This window comes from Synechococcus sp. MU1651 (assembly GCF_023630635.1).
Lineage (GTDB): Bacteria > Cyanobacteriota > Cyanobacteriia > PCC-6307 > Cyanobiaceae > Parasynechococcus.
Window position 1 is genome coordinate 1 of the sequence record NZ_JAKUHJ010000001.1, and the last position, 17,320, is coordinate 17,320.

22 protein-coding genes, 1 tRNA gene and 1 pseudogene are annotated in these 17,320 nt (G+C 53.8%); 11 read left to right on the forward strand and 13 right to left on the reverse strand.

Features of this window, described 5'->3' with window-relative positions:
* Positions 1–249: 249 nt before the first annotated feature.
* The gene (locus NCN05_RS00005; protein WP_250396499.1) at positions 250–501 is read right to left on the reverse strand and encodes a hypothetical protein; all 252 of its coding nucleotides are present in this window, start codon (positions 499–501) and stop codon (positions 250–252) included.
* Positions 502–728: 227 nt separating this feature from the next.
* Between NCN05_RS00005 and NCN05_RS12460 the strand changes: the two genes are divergently transcribed.
* Together NCN05_RS12460 and NCN05_RS00010 are read left to right on the forward strand one after the other, a co-directional pair.
* On the forward strand, positions 729–854 hold the full coding sequence (locus NCN05_RS12460; RefSeq protein WP_006850800.1) for a hypothetical protein: 126 nt from the start codon (positions 729–731) through the stop codon (positions 852–854).
* A 62-nt stretch (positions 855–916) separates the two neighbouring features.
* On the forward strand, positions 917–1,249 hold the full coding sequence (locus NCN05_RS00010; protein ID WP_250396500.1) for a hypothetical protein: 333 nt from the start codon (positions 917–919) through the stop codon (positions 1,247–1,249).
* A 332-nt stretch (positions 1,250–1,581) separates the two neighbouring features.
* Here NCN05_RS00010 and NCN05_RS00015 read toward each other — a convergent pair whose 3' ends face one another.
* Both NCN05_RS00015 and NCN05_RS00020 read right to left on the reverse strand, forming a co-directional pair.
* Complete coding sequence (locus NCN05_RS00015) at positions 1,582–1,740, reverse strand: hypothetical protein (protein WP_170950551.1); 159 nt, start codon at positions 1,738–1,740, stop codon at positions 1,582–1,584.
* A gap of 155 nt (positions 1,741–1,895) precedes the next feature.
* The gene (locus NCN05_RS00020) at positions 1,896–2,093 is read right to left on the reverse strand and encodes a CAB/ELIP/HLIP family chlorophyll-binding protein (protein WP_115010181.1); all 198 of its coding nucleotides are present in this window, start codon (positions 2,091–2,093) and stop codon (positions 1,896–1,898) included.
* A 144-nt stretch (positions 2,094–2,237) separates the two neighbouring features.
* Between NCN05_RS00020 and NCN05_RS00025 the strand changes: the two genes are divergently transcribed.
* The gene (locus tag NCN05_RS00025) at positions 2,238–2,468 is read left to right on the forward strand and encodes a hypothetical protein (protein WP_115010180.1); all 231 of its coding nucleotides are present in this window, start codon (positions 2,238–2,240) and stop codon (positions 2,466–2,468) included.
* 1,122 nt (positions 2,469–3,590) lie between these two features.
* Here NCN05_RS00025 and NCN05_RS00030 read toward each other — a convergent pair.
* Complete coding sequence (locus tag NCN05_RS00030) at positions 3,591–3,779, reverse strand: hypothetical protein (RefSeq protein WP_136975384.1); 189 nt, start codon at positions 3,777–3,779, stop codon at positions 3,591–3,593.
* 495 nt (positions 3,780–4,274) lie between these two features.
* Positions 4,275–4,454 carry a DUF8681 family protein gene (locus NCN05_RS12610; protein WP_502988790.1) on the reverse strand — a complete coding sequence of 60 codons (180 nt, stop codon included), beginning with the start codon at positions 4,452–4,454 and terminating at the stop codon, positions 4,275–4,277.
* Positions 4,455–4,703: 249 nt separating this feature from the next.
* On the opposite strand from NCN05_RS12610, the gene NCN05_RS00035 reads away from it, so the two are divergent.
* Positions 4,704–4,919 carry a hypothetical protein gene (locus NCN05_RS00035; RefSeq protein ID WP_114987852.1) on the forward strand — a complete coding sequence of 72 codons (216 nt, stop codon included), beginning with the start codon at positions 4,704–4,706 and terminating at the stop codon, positions 4,917–4,919.
* 138 nt (positions 4,920–5,057) lie between these two features.
* On the opposite strand, the gene NCN05_RS00040 is transcribed toward NCN05_RS00035, so the two are convergent.
* Entirely contained in the window at positions 5,058–5,219 is a 162-nt protein-coding gene (locus NCN05_RS00040; RefSeq protein ID WP_250396501.1) for a hypothetical protein, read from the reverse strand.
* A 119-nt stretch (positions 5,220–5,338) separates the two neighbouring features.
* Here NCN05_RS00040 and NCN05_RS00045 point away from each other — a divergent pair, with 119 nt between their 5' ends.
* Together NCN05_RS00045 and NCN05_RS00050 are read left to right on the forward strand one after the other, a co-directional pair.
* On the forward strand, positions 5,339–5,542 hold the full coding sequence (locus NCN05_RS00045) for a hypothetical protein (protein WP_250396502.1): 204 nt from the start codon (positions 5,339–5,341) through the stop codon (positions 5,540–5,542).
* A 73-nt stretch (positions 5,543–5,615) separates the two neighbouring features.
* Positions 5,616–5,777 (forward strand): hypothetical protein, encoded by a 162-nt coding sequence (locus NCN05_RS00050; RefSeq protein ID WP_250396503.1) that lies wholly within the window; start codon positions 5,616–5,618, stop codon positions 5,775–5,777.
* Between the two features lie 650 nt (positions 5,778–6,427).
* Here NCN05_RS00050 and NCN05_RS00055 read toward each other — a convergent pair.
* A tRNA-Pro gene (locus NCN05_RS00055) sits at positions 6,428–6,501 on the reverse strand.
* A 133-nt stretch (positions 6,502–6,634) separates the two neighbouring features.
* On the opposite strand from NCN05_RS00055, the gene NCN05_RS00060 reads away from it, so the two are divergent.
* The 3 genes from NCN05_RS00060 (at position 6,635) to NCN05_RS00070 (ending at position 11,905) form a co-directional block, all read left to right on the forward strand.
* Complete coding sequence (locus NCN05_RS00060; RefSeq protein ID WP_250396504.1) at positions 6,635–7,822, forward strand: site-specific integrase; 1,188 nt, start codon at positions 6,635–6,637, stop codon at positions 7,820–7,822.
* 527 nt (positions 7,823–8,349) lie between these two features.
* Positions 8,350–11,091, forward strand: a complete 2,742-nt coding sequence (locus NCN05_RS00065; RefSeq protein WP_250396891.1) for a primase-like DNA-binding domain-containing protein — start codon at positions 8,350–8,352, stop codon at positions 11,089–11,091.
* 640 nt (positions 11,092–11,731) lie between these two features.
* Positions 11,732–11,905: a hypothetical protein gene (locus NCN05_RS00070; RefSeq protein ID WP_250396505.1), complete on the forward strand. Its 174-nt coding sequence runs from the start codon at positions 11,732–11,734 to the stop codon at positions 11,903–11,905.
* 245 nt (positions 11,906–12,150) lie between these two features.
* Here NCN05_RS00070 and NCN05_RS00075 read toward each other — a convergent pair whose 3' ends face one another.
* Entirely contained in the window at positions 12,151–12,762 is a 612-nt protein-coding gene (locus tag NCN05_RS00075; protein WP_250396506.1) for a tyrosine-type recombinase/integrase, read from the reverse strand.
* Between the two features lie 599 nt (positions 12,763–13,361).
* On the opposite strand from NCN05_RS00075, the gene NCN05_RS00080 reads away from it, so the two are divergent.
* Together NCN05_RS00080 and NCN05_RS00085 are read left to right on the forward strand one after the other, a co-directional pair.
* The gene (locus tag NCN05_RS00080) at positions 13,362–13,826 is read left to right on the forward strand and encodes a hypothetical protein (protein ID WP_250396507.1); all 465 of its coding nucleotides are present in this window, start codon (positions 13,362–13,364) and stop codon (positions 13,824–13,826) included.
* A complete protein-coding gene (locus NCN05_RS00085; protein ID WP_250396508.1) occupies positions 13,823–14,467 on the forward strand; it encodes a hypothetical protein in 645 nt (214 codons plus the stop codon). Before NCN05_RS00080 ends, NCN05_RS00085 begins: the two co-directional genes overlap by 4 nt.
* Here NCN05_RS00085 and NCN05_RS00090 read toward each other — a convergent pair whose 3' ends face one another.
* The 5 genes and pseudogenes from NCN05_RS00090 to NCN05_RS00110 all read right to left on the reverse strand — a co-directional run bounded on the left by NCN05_RS00090 (position 14,468) and on the right by NCN05_RS00110 (position 17,309).
* On the reverse strand, positions 14,468–14,650 hold the full coding sequence (locus NCN05_RS00090; RefSeq protein ID WP_250396509.1) for a hypothetical protein: 183 nt from the start codon (positions 14,648–14,650) through the stop codon (positions 14,468–14,470). It abuts the gene before it with no gap.
* Between the two features lie 540 nt (positions 14,651–15,190).
* Positions 15,191–15,337: a hypothetical protein gene (locus tag NCN05_RS00095; protein WP_250396510.1), complete on the reverse strand. Its 147-nt coding sequence runs from the start codon at positions 15,335–15,337 to the stop codon at positions 15,191–15,193.
* A gap of 141 nt (positions 15,338–15,478) precedes the next feature.
* Positions 15,479–15,727: pseudogene (locus NCN05_RS00100) on the reverse strand (DUF3104 domain-containing protein).
* A gap of 232 nt (positions 15,728–15,959) precedes the next feature.
* On the reverse strand, positions 15,960–17,111 hold the full coding sequence (locus NCN05_RS00105; protein ID WP_250396511.1) for an NAD(P)-binding protein: 1,152 nt from the start codon (positions 17,109–17,111) through the stop codon (positions 15,960–15,962).
* A gap of 24 nt (positions 17,112–17,135) precedes the next feature.
* Positions 17,136–17,309, reverse strand: coding sequence for a hypothetical protein (locus tag NCN05_RS00110; protein ID WP_170950646.1), 174 nt, complete (start codon positions 17,307–17,309; stop codon positions 17,136–17,138).
* Between the last annotated feature and the right edge of the window lie 11 nt (positions 17,310–17,320).

The following is a 17,320-nucleotide window of genomic DNA, read 5'->3' on the forward strand; positions in this document are numbered from 1 at the left end:
CCCATGCCCCCCTCATGTGGAGCCCCTCTCCCCTTGTTCAAGGTGTGAGTTGTCCGAGTGCGTTGTTATTTGCGTTGTGATTTCTCGAAGGACACTTCCCTGAGATCGACTGCAATAACTTGGCTTATGGCTTCAAGAGCCATCGGAAAGCGATGGGTGCTCGGCAGCGGCGCGGAGTAGTGCGGGTGGTAAACGACCGGAAGCGGCAAAGGGTTGTCTCACCCGGGATGGCTCAGCCCCATTCAAGGGTCAGGCAGGCTGCTGGTGCAGCAACCAGTCGTTGAAGCCACTGGTGTTCAGTTCGCTGATGCAGTTCTGCAGTTTGCGCAGATGGCTCTGCTTGATCTGGGTGAGTCGCTGTCCTTCCTGGGTTGTTGGCCCAACGCGGATGCGCTGCTGATTGAGCAGGTCCATCTCGCGGTCGAGATGTTCCATCAGGTTGAGCAGGGCATAGCCCTGCTTGATCTCCTGCGCACTGAGCTGCTTAGCGAAGTGACCCATTGGGCAGCCCTTAAGGGTTGCTTAATTATCCCATGATGAGGCGTGCTGGACTCATGAAGGCCTCTTGGTCGGTGTGTGCGGGGTGTCTCGTTCCCCGAATGAAGTGTCGTGGCATCGGCCTTGTGAAGGATGACCAGGTTGTGGTGAGGGCGTGTCCAGGTGTGACTGGCGTTTTCGCTGCTGCTTCGGCCCGGACTGGTTAAGGTCCGCAGAAATGGGGACATGACATGGGTGACTACACGACAGCGATATGGGTCACCATTGGCTTGACGGTCGCCCTCACCGTTCCTGTCGTTTGGCAATTTCTGCAGCCCAACGACGATGATTTCGGTGATCTCACCCGCAGAAAGTGAGCCAACACGACGCGGTCACCATCCGTTGCTGGCAATAGACGGGTGAAACAGCACTCGAGGACATGGTTCTCGGGGTTGACGAACGTGCTGTCCGTGATGGGATCAATGTGCTTTCGTCCGACGATTTCGATGCCTGTCTGGCCATCGTGCTCTGTCGCATCGGGCCCAATTTCTATGCGCACCTCTCGCAGGTGGCGGGGCATTACAAGGGTGACGCCAGTGGCATCTGGGACCGCAGTCGCGGTTCCGGTGCTCCCGAAGGGACGGCCTATGAGATCAAACCTCTCACGCGCATCCATCGTGTTCCCGAGGCGTTGATCGGTCCCGACTCCCCCGAGGGCATTGCTGTGTCCCATCGGGTTGCTGTCATGCACTATCTGCTCGACATGGGATAGGCGAAGAGATCCGTTGCAGAGGCTTCAAGCCATCTCCGTCTTCCCTGATTGATCTGGTATCCGGTTCTGGAGAGATCCGGATGGTATGGCAGCAGATCGCCCACGATCGATCTGCACCCTTCAGTTTTTCTCGGCAGCTCCACAAATCAACAGGACGGCCACCGTTCTGTTGATGAAAAGGAGTGACGCCAATCCAGCCCATGAATCAACGACATATCAAGGGCGGCACAGCCATCCCGCGTTGGCTTGATGGGCGTTGGAGTGGATGGACACACTCCAGTTCATGAGTAAAAGAATTTATGTATTCGTCCGCTGCAGGCTTGAGGTGCCTGTCAGTTCTTGGGGCGGTGGAAGGGGGCTGCGGACGACTCGAGCTTGGCGTGGGCCTTGTCTGCCTTCCTCAAGATCTTCTGAGCTTCATCGCGGGTCAGGCACTCTTCAGCTGCGAGCTGGAGGGACTCGAGGCGTGAATGGGCGGTGCTTGTCTTCATCTCTTCATAACCAATTCATAACCTTTTATCGCAAAACGCCTGCAATATCAAGCGTTTCAACCCTAAAAATGGGATCAGTCAGGGCTTGGCGACAGCCAATGGGGTGAGGAACGCGTGATTTCAATGGCACGTTTTGCCCCATTGGCCTGATCGATTCAGTTGCAGCCGAACACGCCAAAGGTGATCTGGCTCACGATCCCGTGCCCCGTCAGAGCTTCCGTCAGCACGCCCACCACAAAGCCGATCATGGCGGCGCGGCCATTGAGGAGCTCTGCCCGTTCGAAACGCTCGCTGCGGATTTGAGCTGCTGCGGCGCTTTGGAACCAGTCGTCGTTGGGAGTTGAAGAAGCCATTGCTCGTAGGCGAGTTGAGAAATGTTAAGCCTCTTGTAACGGTTTGTAAATGGGTTGTGCTTGGGCTCCCTAAGAAGCATCACCAATTGCTGCCAAGCAGCTCGGTCCGTAGCCAGACCGGATGTAGGTGCAACCGCTCCAGTCATGTCAACGTCGCGAAACCGAGCCCACAGCCGCTTCTCCTCCCGTCGAATCGACCAGGAGCTGCAGGGAGCTCAAGACGCTTTGATTGCTTTTGAGGGGTATGGCTCCAACGGGCCAATGCTGCATGCCTCGGCGTTGCAGCGGCCTGCTGGTCGGCGCTCAGGCACCTGGGTCGACAAGCTTGTCGAGCCGATTCATCAACTCCTGGCTGCGTTCAGCCGCCGGAATTGAATGAACGGGTGGTGCGAACACCGCGTTGTTGATTCCTTCGTTGTTGGGATCCAACGGCCAGGTGGTGAAGTTCCTCTGGATTCAATGGACGCACTGCAGACATCAGTGCGTCATCAGTCCAATAGTCGGGACTATCGAGAACTCCCAGCCGCAATGGGCAGGATGGGCCAGAAATCATGGCTTCTCCTTTAAGGATGTCTTCAGCATGAAGCACCACAATTCCGAGGGGTTTGGACCTCCTGCTCCAGATTTAGTGTCTCCTCAAAGCGGGCTCCCTTGCACTGGATGCAGTGCTGCTGTTGCGTTATCTGGCCACTTCACGCATGTTCACCAGAGTCTTAAGTGAGTGTTGACCTCCACTACATCTGGTGTGTGGTGGGTATTATTTTTTCATTGCATCAAAGATTGGTGCAGATCGCCGGGTGATGGGGATTGCCTTGGCTATTGAGCCGCTCCAGGCATGGAGCGGCTTTTTGTCTGCACCAGACGATTTATACCCTTGGTGGCCTGTGGATCAAGTCCGCTGAGGCTGGATCAGGTCAGCTGTGCATCTGCACCTCTAACCCTTGCATCGCTAGTGCACGAATTGTGCTCTGCTACTTATCTCTGTTGTTCAAAGCAGAGCCCTTGTTCAAGAAAGGAAGTCAGTCTCAACCAGCTAATCTGGCTTGCCGAATCGATTCAAAATCGATACCCATCACTTTAGTTAGAACGAGGTATCCGCCCCAAGCGACAACGTTGAGGCCAAGGGCCCAGAGATAGAGCGTGCGTCTGGCTTGGGTTGAGTCATCGCTCATCGGTTATTTCCGGTTCAACAGGCACCAAGCACCATAAAGGGCAAGGCCAACCAGGATCCAGGGAAAGATTGCGCGCAGCAGTGTTAATCCAATTAGGACGACCACAAGTGTGATCGCAGATCGCTTCACCATGGCTTTGCTGCTGTCAGTCATGAACTGCCAGCGGGGAATCAAGGCCATTGCAACAATGATGCTGAACAGCGTTCTAGGAGGCTTGGACGCAAATTGCCAACCTTTCTCTTAGGCTGGTCAATTCGCCATTCAAGGCTTTGGTTGGATGCCTGTTAAGCCGCTGTTTTTGGTTCTGATGAATCAGCTTGTGGCTTCAGCAATCGTATTCGAGATGAGATTTCTGCTCACGCTTGCCAAAATCGGCCTCTTTCATCTGTGATTCGTCATAAGCCCAGTCGCTGTAAATCCTTGATTCTGAAAAGCTCTTTTTAAGACGAAGTGCAGTGATGCGTTGGCCAAGTAGTTCGAATGACCACTTTGCTGCTGAAAGAACCTTGCCCATGACACCTCTTTGCAATGCTACCCATGTGATAGCCCATGGATATCAATTGAACATTGGTGCATATGCTCATTGAGGCTCGGTTTGATTCAAGCCTCCTCGACGGAATCATTGGCGTTTTGTTTGATGCCCTGTTGGCGTCGACTTGATTCACAGTTCCGGCACTCCTGTTGATCCAAGCCAAAGAAATTCAAAGGTTTGATGTCACCGCAGCTGATGCACTGACGTCCCTCTGCTGGGGGGCTTCAAAGGCCATGGTGGTCACTCCTTGGTGTTCATCGGCGTTGGTTTGATCCGTTCTGACAACGCCTGGGGAGACCATAGGCGTCTCTGTTGATGGCACTGGGGGCAGTTCCCTCTCAGGCTCGAGTGCATGTGACCACAGTGCGCACAACAAATCAGTGCCATGGCTGTTGTTGCTGATGCACCACGCTGATTGTTCAGATCGCATCAGGCATCGGTGTTTGTCCCTAGTTCGATACCAAGGTTTGGCGGTTCTCAGGATTGATCAAAGATCTTTTGCAGGGCAGTTCGCTCGTTTTGAAGCGAATTCGCCCTCATGGGATTGCCCAGTGGCCTTGGCTGCCGGGGTCGATTCAAAAAGACCTTGCTGAGCCACCAGAGCTGAATCCCGACAAACGCCAGGGCCAGTAGTGCCAGTTCAGTTGCCCCCTGCATCAGTAGTGCTTGCCGCGATTGTCGATCGCATCTGTTTTAAAGCACTCCAACTCTTCGGGTGTATGCAATGGGGGTTTCTCCCGTTGGCCAGTCCATCGCCGAAGCAGCTGCAGCAATCGTTTCATCCCTTGAATGTTGGTTCATCAAAGCCATGTGCCATCAGGCTATGCCAATCCTGATTTCATTCGGCATCAAATTGGTTGTTGTCATTGCCTCTAAGCTTGTCCGCAGCAGAAAACTCTGTTTCTCGTGACCTTTAAAGAGCTTGTGGCCAGTTTCAACAAACAAGGCACGAGCTGGGATGAGCTTTGTCTTGAAATCAGGTGTGAGAGCTGTTTTGCATCGGTTTTTGATGAAGTGAACGAGCAAATGGGCTCTTCAAGTGATGTACTTGCTCGGCTTGCCGATGAATTTCCCAATCACTACAAGAGTTATGCCAAGGAGAGGGGCCTGGTTCAGCCGTGACCAATCAGCCTTGATCAAGAGGTGTGAGAGAGGCAGTAGGTCGTGACACCACCCACCAAATCAAGCAACCACGCCCGAAGAGGTCTCCCTCTCACCTTCAAACCCTAGTTGTGGCTCGGGCCTCCGTCAGCCCCGGGTTCACCGAGAGGCAGCCAAGTTCGCTTTCGCCGCTTTTAGGGCTTCCTCGCAGGCCGCTCGGTCTTCGTTGTCGATGTCGCCCTGACTGCCGTTCAAGCGTGCCTCCAGGAAGGCGATCTCATCAATCCAGTAGGCCCTGTCTTTGCCTTGTTGATCAGTCACGCGTTTGGAAAGGTGCCAGTCCATCGCACCCTTCATAGAGGAACGCTGCCCAGGCGGCTGCCACCACTGTCTGGTTTGTTCATGGCTTTGGGCTTGTGCGCTTACAGGACGCAGACTGGGTGGATCTGAAGAAGGAGCGCATCGCCATCGACGAGACGTCTCCAGTTACCCCCATGACCGCGCTGGTCATCGATGCCGATGGGCATCTGACCTACATGGGTGAAGACGGATGCCGCCGGCAGATTGTTGGTGATCCAGAGCTCTTGGCGCGTTTGCAAGAGTTGCAAGGGAAGAACTGCACTGATGGCGATTGGCAGTTGTAGTTGGTCTCGCCAGATCTCCCAAGATCAGCCGAAGATTTCTTCTTTCTTCGGAGCTGAATGAGTCTTTTGACCGATGGGCTGTTTTGTTCGCTTTCCTTATGACGAGCAAAGCCATCTTGAAGTCATGGACGCAATGTTTTTCGTTGGCGTGAATGCGGGCCTTCTGATTCTGCTGATTTTTGGTCTTGTTTCAGCTAAAGCCAAGATCAAGGCTGGCCGTAAAGAGATCATCTGAGCCATCAACGGAGCGGGTTTCATTGCTGACATACGCAAGAAAAAACTCCAGCGTGTGACGGCATCAGGGATCTCCTCGTTTATGGCAGATGCCATCGCCCTTGTATGGGTCAAGCGGGTTGTCGTTCAGAGCCCTAAACCCAATCATCTGAATACTTTGTCTTGGTGGCGCTCAGTTCACGTATGTCTTCTGTGAGGTGCTGTGCTGCCCACATGCCTCTGACGACTTGGCAGACACCTTCCTGGTCGCAAACCCTGTAGTACTCGAAGCCCTCTGGAGCGGTGGTGAGTTTGGTCTTGGTTCCTTTCATGTTCTTGATCTCCGCTGATCCAACAAATAGACAACAAGATGAGTCCCGGCCAAGCGAATTGAGACAAAGAGTTCGGCTTGTTACAAATCCTTGGATGGCTTAACAGGCGCAATTTCAATTCAGGCCCTTGGCGCGATATGAGTACCCAGGTCAGCGTTGAGTCAGTTGATGTCGCGGTTGTCCACGTCTGCGACCTGGACGAGGGTGGGGCATTGGGATTTCTGGCGCCACCGCGTAGTGAGAAGCCCGTTCAAGGAGCTTGCTTGAACAGGGAGAGCAATAAAAAACCGCCCCTTGCGGGACGGTTTAAACACCAGCTGGGGACTGGTTTTTTATCGCATCGGGGAGACAGGATTCGAACCTGCGGCATCTTGCTCCCAAAGCAAGCGCGCTACCAAACTGCGCCACTCCCCGAACACAGAAATCATAGTGCTCAACGGGCTTCCAGTGCTAGCCACGGTTTTGGGCCCTGGACATACGAGGGCAATTAGGGCCAAATAGGGTCACGTTGTCACTCGTTTGTCACTCGCTCTCGTCACTCGCCTAGATGCCTCAGCGCGCTCACGCTGCTGATTGGGAGGTTGGTTTACGGAACCAGCTACGCAACACCGTTGGCTCTGCCTATCGGATTGGAGAACAACGCGGCAAAGCAAAGCTGGATGTCCGGTTTAGTGACGGCACTCGCAAGACCAAGTCACTTGGCATCCCGTGGCTTCAAGCGAGTGCTGGTGGCATCCAGAAGGCTGTTGAAGCGATTGCTCAGGGTGTTGCTGTTGGTCTGACCATCGAAGAGGCGTTAGAGGCGTACCAGGGCCAACAGAAGCAAGCACCGCTGCCAACTAAGAAGGTTGACCCCAACCAACTGGTGTCGCTTTTTGACCAGTGGCTGGCGTCGCTTTCCAAGCTTGGAAAGGTCCGTTCCGACACCCAGTTCAAGTACACGAGGAATCGGCTGGTACAGGCGACTGCTGCTGCTTCTGCTGACCAGTTGCTGGAAATAGTGGGTGACATGTTTCCGAAGCCGGGACGCAGCAAAGAAATCAGGCTTCAGCACCTGGCTCGTTTTTTGCGTTGGGCAGTCGAGAAGAAGCATCTCGATGCCAAGCGTTGGACGCCACCAGTGACGGTGAAGGACGTTGTTGGCACCAAAGACAAGAAGCCAAAGGTTGGTTTGCCGCTGCAAGACCAAGAGATCGTTGATCTCATTGAGTCGTTGCCAACGGACAAAGCTGGTGAACGCTGGAAAACGGTTCTCCGTTTCCTCGCCGCTTACGGACTGCGGCCAGTTGAAATCCAGCACCTATCGATCCATGCGGATGACGGTCGCTTGTGGTGCGACTACATCAAGCGCTCTGGTGGTGGCGAAACAGATCCAAGGATCCTCAAGCCACTGCATCCGGAATGGGAAGAAGAGTGGGGTCTGCTTCAGCAGGTAGCCAATGGTTTGGACTTGCCACCGTTTGGTGGTGGTGTTGCCAACGCTGGACGTCGTTATTTGACGCGGCAGCAGGGCTGGAAACCGTTGGAGGCAAAAGGCGTGACGATGTACTCGTTCAGGCATGGATGGGCTCTGAGAGCTCACCAGCAGTACGGATTGAGTGCACGAGTTGCAGCGCGAGTGCTGGGGCACTCCGTGCAAACGCACCAAGCGAATTACGGAACTTGGGCAGATAACGATGAGATCGATAATGCTTTCGAAGCCGCAAAACGCTATAGACAGCGATTAAAAGGTTGACGATTTTCGCAACCTCGACAAGGATGTGATCACAACACCCAAATCACCATATTTGTAGGTGTTGTTTCATTCGACCTCTGACCCGGTTGAATCACCAGCTTTGGCTGGTGCCTCAGAGATCAGAGACCCTTCCTCTGGTTACTGACTCCCACAACACGGTGATAGTTGTGTGGACGACTTTTCAGCGTAGGAGCTGGAATTTAGCCCTCAGGCGAGTCCGCTTAGCGGATAGGGCACTTTCCACTTCATCCGCATGTGTCATGGCTGCCCAATGGCTTCGAACTAACGAAGCGACAGTTGCATTGCAGACAAGCCGCAAAACGATGACTCGTCGGATCAAAGACGGGTACTTCGTTTTGGGCGATCACTTTGTTCAGATTGGTCCGCACAAAACTGCGACCCGCATCTGGAACATCGAACGCTGCCGTGAAACTCAGGCGCGTTGGGATGGGCCTGCTCCTGTCTGTTGACAAGAAAAAAGCCCTGCCCGCACGCAGAGCCTTTGAAACAAAGATTCCGTGTCCATCATGCCGTATTCCGTAGACACCGGCAGTGCAGCCGGTGACACTTCTGCTATCTCTGAAATTGTCGAGGTTCCTGCTTCTATTGTATTAGAAGAACAAACCTTTGAACTCGACGACATCGACGAGGAAAAAGCTCTTTGTCATCTTGAGGCGCTTGGTTTTGGTGAGCATGACCCCTGCATCCTTGCTTGTTACGGCTCTACCTCTCGGTATGTACCGTCTCGCAATCTGAAGAAGGATCTGCCTTACGACTGGGACCAGGTCGTTGCCAAGTTCAACGGTGATCGTCGCTTCGACTTAGTACGCCACCACCTTCAAAATCCGGAGACTCAAAACCTCGGCTTCCTCTCTGCCATTGGTGGCACGAGTAAACGCCGCGACACGATCACCGGTGTGGTGTGCATGTCGTATGAGATCGATAAGGGTCTCGACATTGAGGGTCAGAAGGTTGCTTGGAAGAAAGCAAACCTGCCGACTCCGACCATTGGTGTCTTCACAGGAAACAAGTCCATCCACTGGAGTTGGGTCTTCAGAACACCGGTTGGAGTTGCTGCTGCTGAGTTCTGTCGCAAGCGACTGAGTCAAGCGATTGAGGATGCCAACCCTGGTGTCCAAACAGACCACAACTTGCACAGCGCTGTTCAGGTTCAGCGCCTTGCTGGCTCTGTGCATCCCAAAACCGGGCGCAGTGCTGAAATCATCCACCTCTCATCTCAGACGTATGAACTGGATGACGTGCTGTCTTTCTTGCCTGAACTGGATGAACCAGTTGATGAAGTCACTGACAGCGGTGGTGACTTCAGGCCAGCAGATGGTCCTGAACCTGATGACCATGAGCAGTTTCCTGACTTCTCAACCCTGCCCCCGGTGCAACTGACTGAGGCACTTGGTCCAAAGACCAAAGAGCTACTGCGAGGTTTGGATCCTGAATCCGATGACCGTTGGCGTAAGTGCTGGCAACTCAGCAAGCACCTGCGTGCTGCGCGCCTGCATCTTGAGTCACTTGGTTGCACCGTTATTGATGCCGACAGCATCGAAAAGACGTTGATGTCGGAGTTTGCCGCCAATAGCGGCATGAAAGGTGGTGACGTCGAAGCAGCTCTTGAAGAGCATTACCGGCCTGTACCTTGCGGTACGTCCGATTACTGCGACACCTATCTCAAGCGGAAGTTGCGGGCGCACTTTGAACGCCAAGGTTTATGGCGTCCTTCTTATGGCTGGCACAAGAAGCGTTTATTGCCTGCATCCAATCCAGATGATTGGACCGCAAACATCGATGACTCGTTTTGTACGGTCAATCGCCACAAGACCGTTGAGGTTGTGATTGAGAACGCCATTGGTTTGAAAGGCGAGCTCACTGATCAGCACCTTGCTCACAGTGGTGGTCGCTTTGTCCGCTACAACCCGGACCAGGGCTGTTGGTTGCACGTTCCTCGTCACGCGATGAAGCGTGAGATCGCAGACCTGCTGCTCAAGTGCTTTTCGTACAGCAAACCAGGGGACAAGAAGTTCAGCTTCTCAACCGCTGCACGGGTGAAGTCTTCAATCGAGTGGCTTCAAACCATGACTGCTGAGGCAGAGATGGATCAGACACCCGCCATTGCCTTCGCGAATGGCACCTTCTTGATCGACAAGGGTGAGCTGGTTCCTCATAAGCCTGAGTACCGGCTCACTTATTCGATCCAAGGTGACTTCATTCGGGACTGTGTTGAGTGTCCGCCGCACCTGCATGACTTCATTGTCAGCAGCTTTGGCGAGCACTACGTCGAACCGATGCAGCAGTTGCTGCGTTACATGGTTGATCCGACTCTGCCACCCCTAAAAATCGTGATGGTCATCGGTCCATCTGGTAGTGGCAAAGGTGTCTTGGAGCGGCTGATTGAGAAGTTGTTTCCGCCTAGCTGTGTCAGCGCCATCACCAGCAGCATTAATGAGATCAATACACCGGAAAAGATCCGGCAGTACGTCTCTGGTAAGCAACTGGTCGCGTTCCCTGATGTTCAGGGATTGCAAACCGGTGTGACCACTCTCTACACGATGGTTGAGGGTGGCCTCATGTCTCAACGCAACCTTTTTACTGATGACACCGAAGGCGTCGTCTACAAAGGTCGTGTCGTCATTTGCAGCAGCCAAGCGCCTCATTTTGAAAATGCAGGTAGCGGCATGGCACGCAGGGCTTTGATCCTTGAAACTCAGCGACCTCCTGAAAAGCCAGATGTTGACTTGGATCAGAAGCTTGCTGGTGAACTTGGATCAATCGTCAGTTGGGCGCTTCAGGCCAAACACGCTGATGTGAAGCGTGTGCTGGTTAGCGGTAACCAGACCTTTATCGACGCTCAACACAACGTTGAGGCTGATATGGATGTGGTTCGCCAATTCCTCGACAACTGTTGTGAGCCCTGCGGGGGCGAGTACATGCCGAAGATGGGGGTGCTGTACGAAACGTTCAAGCAGTTCTGCGAGGACTTTGGTTACTCCAAGGTCATCAACAGAAGGACGCTGCTGACTCGGATCAAACAGGCGCTACCCAACCTGCACACTCAACGTCGTTCAGTACCTGGCACCAACTCAACCAAGAAGGTGAACCCTCAGTTGTTTGGTTTCCGGATACGTGCTGAGGTTGATACAGCTGGCCGGTGGGACAAGCGCAATTACCGCGAAGGCAACTGGGCTGCTTTGGTCAGTCATAAGGCTGAGGCGCCTACGCCTGAACAGGTGTTTGAGCACCAACGGCTATCCAACTAGTTGGTCATCGGCATCTAAGAGTGCCTTGCCTTTCGAAACTCTCAGCACCTCTCCTGTAATGGAGGGGCTGCTGAACAGAACTCGATAGGTGTTCCCTGTTGCCAGCGATTTTGTGCGGGCATGAACGAACGCCTTGAATTCAGTTTGAAAGCAAGTTTCTCTGGCCCACTGATCGGGGCCATTGTCCCGTTCAACGCAGTACATACTTCTGAGGCACGTACCCACACCTTCGGCTTGTGTTGTTAAGTGCGCTTGTGATCTCAAAATCACCTTCGGGATCATGTCTTGAATCAGAAACCGGACATGTCCGAAATAGCCCGGACACTTACGACCATTTCGCTGAAAAGCCCTGCGGTGGCTACCTCTGGACATCTCGGACACTGTTCACACTCCTTTTTATGAGAGAGGAAAAGTAAGAGAGTGATGAGTGGTTTAGTCACCAACCCACCCCAGGGTTGAACGAACACCGAAATGATGATGTCCGTGTTGTCCGGAACGTCCGGGCGTAGTTATTGCAAGGGATTTCAGCGATAATGGAATTGACCCGCATGATGTCCGGGACACCTTTGACGCAGTTTTTCGCCATTTAGACGGCGGCGCTTTTCTCACAGAAAAAACCATGAGTCAGTACCGCGACCTGATGGCGTTACAGCGCCACGTAGACCGCCTTCAACGGGTCAAGAAGCCACCGACTCTGAGGATGGTGCGCATCTTTGATGAGTCGCGTCCTGAAGAGCCGATTGGTGAATACACCCTGACTTACAAGATTGAATCGCCGTTGGATTGGCGCCAAAAAAAATCAGCTCAAGACTGAGAAGGCTTGTGCTGCCAACGCTCTAGTCGCCTTAATTCCACAATTTCCAGGCGTCTTCTGTTGGTTTCAATCTCAGCTTCGCGCGCCAATTGTTCAAGTTGAGCATTTGTGCGCTTTTGGTGTTGAGAAGATACAAAAGACACGGGATTTAGTAATTACATGCGCAGAAGCTAAAAACTGCGAGAAATTGATGCCTGAAAGCGTTACCCAACTACACCCATTCATGTAGTTAGGTAACGGCCCATTCATAGGGCATTGATGGCAGCCCTTCTCTGCTTCGGCGTGCAGCCGAGATAGCGCGACAGGACATCCAAACTTTGGTGACCTGAGACTTCCATGATGTGGCGCAGTGGTGTTCCCGCGTCAGCCAGCTTGGTAAGCGAGCTTCGGCGCATCGAATGTGAACTCGCGCCTTTAATGGCGAGTTCTTCCAATGTTCGCCTTAATACGCGGTCGTAACTTTGCCGTTTCATGTGGGTTGCAAAGCCAAGACCGGGAAACAGGAAATGATCTGCGCCCGGCAGGGCTCCTGGTGCAATGTCCATACGTTCATGAATTGGTTTGCCGTTTAGTCTGTAGTCCGACCATTCGGTTCGCCACTGATCTAAGGCGCAACTCAAGCGAGGATGAATGTCTACTTCTCTGGTCTTGCCGGACTTTGTGATTGATCCGGGAAAGACGACCACACCGTTTGCGATGTAGCCCCAGCGCAGAGCTAAGCACTCGGAAATCCGACAAGCGGTGTACCGAGTAAGTAAGCAAGCGATCCGATGTGGACCTGCTGGCATCGCTGCTGCTAACTGGTCGAGCTGTACGTCATCGAGTATCTGGGCTTGTCCAGATCGATTGACCTTCATAAGCAAACAGATTGTCGAGGTTCTGAGCCTGTCTCCAAGGAGACTGTGCTCATTTATGTATTAGAGCAGCAGTTGAACCCAGATGGTTGCTTATGGCGTACTAATTCTTATCAGCGTTTTTTGCAATCATGAGGCCTCGCAATCACTAATGCTGTTATCGCTGATGTGTATTGCTGGTGATTAGTTTGATTAGCATTCCTGTTGTCAGCAGTAGCAATAGGTGAGGGTAGGGTTGCAAGTTTTGCTAATGCAATCGTAGTGCGGGGAACTTTCTTAAACAGCATACATAGTCGAAAGAGTAATCGCAACCCTTGGGACACCCCATGTTTTATTTAGTTCTATACTTTACTAAGAGTCGATAACTCTATGGGTGATGATGATTTCAACCTAGACGCTCAGCAGTGGATGATGATCAGTCGCTGAAACTCAGCAGCCCGACTCATTTTTCCGCATAGTCAATCTAGCCAGGATGCTTGGTCATTAATGGCCTACCGAAAGTGGTCAGCTGAGGGTGTGACACCCGAAGTTTTGAGAGATAAACGCTGCCCTGGAATTAAAGAGCTGCATCAACGTCGCCAACCAAATCTGCGTTACTTCCGATGATCGACAACCTCCAGCAATTTGTGACCACGTATTCGAGGCTGTTTCCTGGTGAACCAGTACCTCCGATGCCGCAAAAGCCAGAAGACCTGTCAATGACAGTCACGATGGCAATGCGCGATGCAAACCCTGTTCTTTGGCAGAACATGTTTGGTGGTCGTGGTGCACCGCTACCGGCTGACGTACAGCAACGGCTTTTGACTGGTCAGGTCAACCCTGAAGACGCTGGTGCTCTGCGTGCTGCACACACGGATGCGTATGCAGCAGATGCAGACCGCCAACGTGAAGCAGTGATTGAGCGTTCTCGTCAGGCCACCAGGGCTCGTGAGAAAGCGATCTTTGAAAAGCAGGCTCAGAAATCGGCTGAATTCCGATCAATGGGTTTGCTTGGTCGCTTGGCTGCATCACCTGTAAGTGAGCGTGCAGCAGCTCAGGCACGTGCTCAGTGGGGCATTACTGAATGACTGAGACCCCAACTAAAGAAGGTCGGGGTAGACCTGCAATCGAAACGCGGGAGCTTCCTCCCGACATTCGAATTGCAATACAAGCGCGCAGCCAGGGCCTCACTTGGAAAGCAGCAGCAGATCGTGCTGGTACAACTGCAACTCGTGTCAGAGGTTTCATGCAGCGGCATCCAGACGCGAAAGCGTGTCTGGAAGGCTGTTTGCAAGACCAACTGGATCAGAGTCATTCGATCCTGATTGAGGCAGCACCCGAAGCAGCTCAATGTCTTATCGACATCATTCGTGACGGGCGCTGTAAGCCGTACTCAAAGATCGAAGCGGTCAAAACCCTTTTCGCGATTGTCGACAAGGGCAAGACCGAACGAGAAGTTGCTGATGCTTTGAAGAGCCTCAAAGAGCAACTGACTGCTCTTGGGGTGGTCCGGTTTATGACGTTTGAGCCAAAAGCCATGACCCTCGAAGAGGCTCAACATCGCAACCACTGCGGTTGGCACGTCGATGGATCAGCTGTCGCTGTTGCCCTTGTCTTCAGGCGGGTTTGTGGATGCAGGCGTCTTTGCCTTACTGCTGAAAATCACCTTTGCGATAACAAAGGCAATCGCAACGGCGCCCAGCAGAAAGCCAAGAAGCTCCATTGCTGATCAGGCTTCGACTTCGGCCTTTTTATCAGCTGTGTCTTTGACCTCTTCAGTGGTTACTTCGGCTGACTTGGACTTGCTGTAGGAGCAGCCACCAGCGTTTGCGACGTTGGCGAAGGCAGTCATAACCATGATCGCGATGATCACGGTGCCACCGAGAAAGGCAATGTTCGGATGACGATTCACGAGAGATGGACCTAAGAGTCCGCGGACCCTATCGACTCAAATAAGCCCATGGAGACGATTGGTATCAGATGGCTCGATTAATAGCCCTAGAGCAGGGATAAAACCGAAGTACCGGTGGGACCTTGGCAGAAAACACCGGTGGCGGGGTCGCTTCTCTCATCGCTCGATGCACGCGATGCGGCTCCGTCTACGCATCCAAATACATAATGTGACGCACAGGACACAGTTGAGACGCAATGTGACTCGTACATTTTTTTGTGGCGCTGATGTGCCACGTCGAGCATGAGGGACTCCGGTGCTGGAGTCCCTTTTTCGTGGAGCTATGGATGGCAGCGAATTCAGTCTTCTGGACTGACATCGCGCTCATACCGAGCAGGGCTGAAAAACCAAATGATCAGCCGGGTAGTGAACCAGGCGAGTAAGACGCCCAGAGCTATCGAGACGAGCGCCTCCACAACAAGTATTCAGAGAACATCAGCCGTAGCTGGATGTCCTCAATATGCCGTGCTGATCAAGGGGTTGGAGAGCGACTGTTAACGGTCAGTCGCTAACTGGTTCGTCCTTGTCTTTGGGTGCCTCGACTTGAGGCTGGTACCTGACCACTGACTTTGAAGCCAGGGAGGCCTCGAGACGCTGCAGCTGCGCTTCACGCAGTGCGGCGGAGATGTCGAGAGAGGGGTCAGTCATCGATTGGCGTTTCCAAAAGCGAAGGCGTATGGCCTAGTGCTGCTGAAAGGGGGCCTACAGAACTGAGAATCAGCGCAACCTAAGGGCCTATGGCAGATGACCAGTGAGTAGAAATACCCAGAGTCAGCAACCCCTGACCACTCAAGCTCTTGGGCAGATGTGAGTCACTAGGTCAGCGTTGATCCAGTTGATGACGCCGGTATCGACATCAGCCACCTGAAACAACGTTGGAACCTTGGGGCTTCTGGCCCCGCCATCGACCCAGATGACATCAGCCATACGTCAGGCACCTTCCGTGTCAGTGACGATCACGGTCATTTCTGCTTTGACGTGCAGAAAGACGGGATCTGACTTTGGCGCTGCAACGGCGCTCGCATGATCAAGCGACACACCCCTCTCGCTAGTACGCTTGTATTAGTACAGGAATAGGGCTGAACGCCAGGAATTGATTGTTAAGGACAGGCAAGCAAGCGCGCTTAAAAGCGCTTGTCACTCGCCGTCGCTCGCTTGAGTTGTCGAGGTGCTCAGAAACCTTGCGGTAACTGCGTTCGGGCTTGGGACTTTCGGAGCTCCCAAAGCAAGCGCGCTACCAAACTGCGCCACTCCCCGGCGCTCACAGAAATTAGCGGTCAGCGTGCAGATGTTCAGCCAGGTTGACGCCGCTGCTGATCGCTCCCTCTGCTCTACCGAAGCCAGTCCCTGCGATCCAGTCGCCACAGAACCCCACGGCGCTGGTGGGGCACCACTGCAGTTCTTGTGGCAAGGGGTTGTTGAGGGGGCGTGAGGCGCCCCAGCGCATCACACCCAATGGTGTCGACTGGTTCAACGCAGCTGAAACAACCGGCAGGGCTTGCAGCAGTTCGGGCAACAGCTCCACCAGGCGCTGTTGCTCCTGAGCCAGCAGTTGCCCCTGGCTTTCGGGCGTGACTGCTTGCCCGGAATCCAACCCATGCACCACAAGCCCCCAGCGACCATCGCTTTGGGGCTGCAGCACGAGGCGTTCAACCTTCCAGCGCGCCTTGGCGTCGTCGTCCAACCAGATCTGAGCAGGCAGCTCCTCAGCCTTGAGCGCGAGCACGCCCAGATCCACCATCAGGTTCCAGCGCACCTCGGCTTGGCCGTGTTGCAGCAGGCTCAATGCCGCATCGAGGTCAGCGTCCACGCCCTCTGCAACGGCAGACCGAAGGGGGACGTCATCCCAAGCCAGCATCTTCAGAGAGCGGGGATGCGCCAGCAGGGTTCCACTGAGCACAAGGCGCTTGGCCCTGAGGCTCCAGGTTCGATCCTCGTTCTCCAGCAGCCAATGGTCCCGGCGTCGCTCCAACCAGCGCACACGGGTTTCGAATTGGCTGCTTAGTTGCGCGGTGCCAGCCGTATCGAGAAGCGCCTCGCAGATGCTCGCCATGCTGGGTACACCATGCCACCAGCCACCATTTGGCCAGGCGTCTGGGCTCGTGGCAGGCGACAAACCGGCTTCGACATCGAGCGAAAGCACAGCTCGCTTGTCCCGCTGGAGCACATTTGCTGCCCGCAATGGCTTCAGCAGTGAATCCATGCCCTCCGGCATGGATTCACTGAGGTTGAACCCCGGTGCTCCATGGTTGAGCAGCCAGCCACTTTGGTCGCGTCTCCTGCGGGTGGCCGTGCGTCCACCTGGCCCTCGGCCGGCCTCGATCAAAGCAATCTTGAGATCAGATCCCAACTGCTGAAGCCGGCCAATCAGGCTGCAGCCAGCCAGTCCTGCACCGATAACGGCGAGATCAACCTCAGCCACGTTCGCTGAAGCCTCTGCCGCTGATCACATCCAATAGCGCTCTGCGGCCACTCGAGAAAACAAACCACCCAGCAATGCCAGAAGAATCGTGACGCCAAAGAATGCGAAATACGCCATCTGAACTGTTGGCCTGATCAGAGATTCACGGCTTTCTAACAGCCGCTCGGTCGTCGGCTCGGTTGAGTCACGAGACGACATCAAATCGTGAA

Excerpts from the sequence above, each read along its gene's own strand:
- NCN05_RS00015 (WP_170950551.1), bottom strand. The coding sequence starts at position 1,740 with ATGAAGACAAGCACCGCCCATTCACGCCTCGAGTCCCTCCAGCTCGCA.
- NCN05_RS00080 (WP_250396507.1), top strand. The coding sequence starts at position 13,362 with ATGATCGACAACCTCCAGCAATTTGTGACCACGTATTCGAGGCTGTTT.
- NCN05_RS00095 (WP_250396510.1), bottom strand. The coding sequence starts at position 15,337 with ATGACTGACCCCTCTCTCGACATCTCCGCCGCACTGCGTGAAGCGCAG.
- NCN05_RS00070 (WP_250396505.1), top strand. The coding sequence starts at position 11,732 with ATGGCGTTACAGCGCCACGTAGACCGCCTTCAACGGGTCAAGAAGCCA.
- NCN05_RS00110 (WP_170950646.1), bottom strand. The coding sequence starts at position 17,309 with ATGTCGTCTCGTGACTCAACCGAGCCGACGACCGAGCGGCTGTTAGAA.
- NCN05_RS00085 (WP_250396508.1), top strand. The coding sequence starts at position 13,823 with ATGACTGAGACCCCAACTAAAGAAGGTCGGGGTAGACCTGCAATCGAA.
- NCN05_RS00020 (WP_115010181.1), bottom strand. The coding sequence starts at position 2,093 with ATGGCTTCTTCAACTCCCAACGACGACTGGTTCCAAAGCGCCGCAGCA.
- NCN05_RS00065 (WP_250396891.1), top strand. The coding sequence starts at position 8,350 with ATGCCGTATTCCGTAGACACCGGCAGTGCAGCCGGTGACACTTCTGCT.
- NCN05_RS00010 (WP_250396500.1), top strand. The coding sequence starts at position 917 with ATGGTTCTCGGGGTTGACGAACGTGCTGTCCGTGATGGGATCAATGTG.
- NCN05_RS12610 (WP_502988790.1), bottom strand. The coding sequence starts at position 4,454 with ATGCAGGGGGCAACTGAACTGGCACTACTGGCCCTGGCGTTTGTCGGG.
- NCN05_RS00030 (WP_136975384.1), bottom strand. The coding sequence starts at position 3,779 with ATGGGCAAGGTTCTTTCAGCAGCAAAGTGGTCATTCGAACTACTTGGC.
- NCN05_RS00060 (WP_250396504.1), top strand. The coding sequence starts at position 6,635 with ATGCCTCAGCGCGCTCACGCTGCTGATTGGGAGGTTGGTTTACGGAAC.
- NCN05_RS00005 (WP_250396499.1), bottom strand. The coding sequence starts at position 501 with ATGGGTCACTTCGCTAAGCAGCTCAGTGCGCAGGAGATCAAGCAGGGC.
- NCN05_RS12460 (WP_006850800.1), top strand. The coding sequence starts at position 729 with ATGGGTGACTACACGACAGCGATATGGGTCACCATTGGCTTGACGGTC.
- NCN05_RS00075 (WP_250396506.1), bottom strand. The coding sequence starts at position 12,762 with ATGAAGGTCAATCGATCTGGACAAGCCCAGATACTCGATGACGTACAG.
- NCN05_RS00050 (WP_250396503.1), top strand. The coding sequence starts at position 5,616 with ATGGGCTGTTTTGTTCGCTTTCCTTATGACGAGCAAAGCCATCTTGAA.
- NCN05_RS00025 (WP_115010180.1), top strand. The coding sequence starts at position 2,238 with ATGTCAACGTCGCGAAACCGAGCCCACAGCCGCTTCTCCTCCCGTCGA.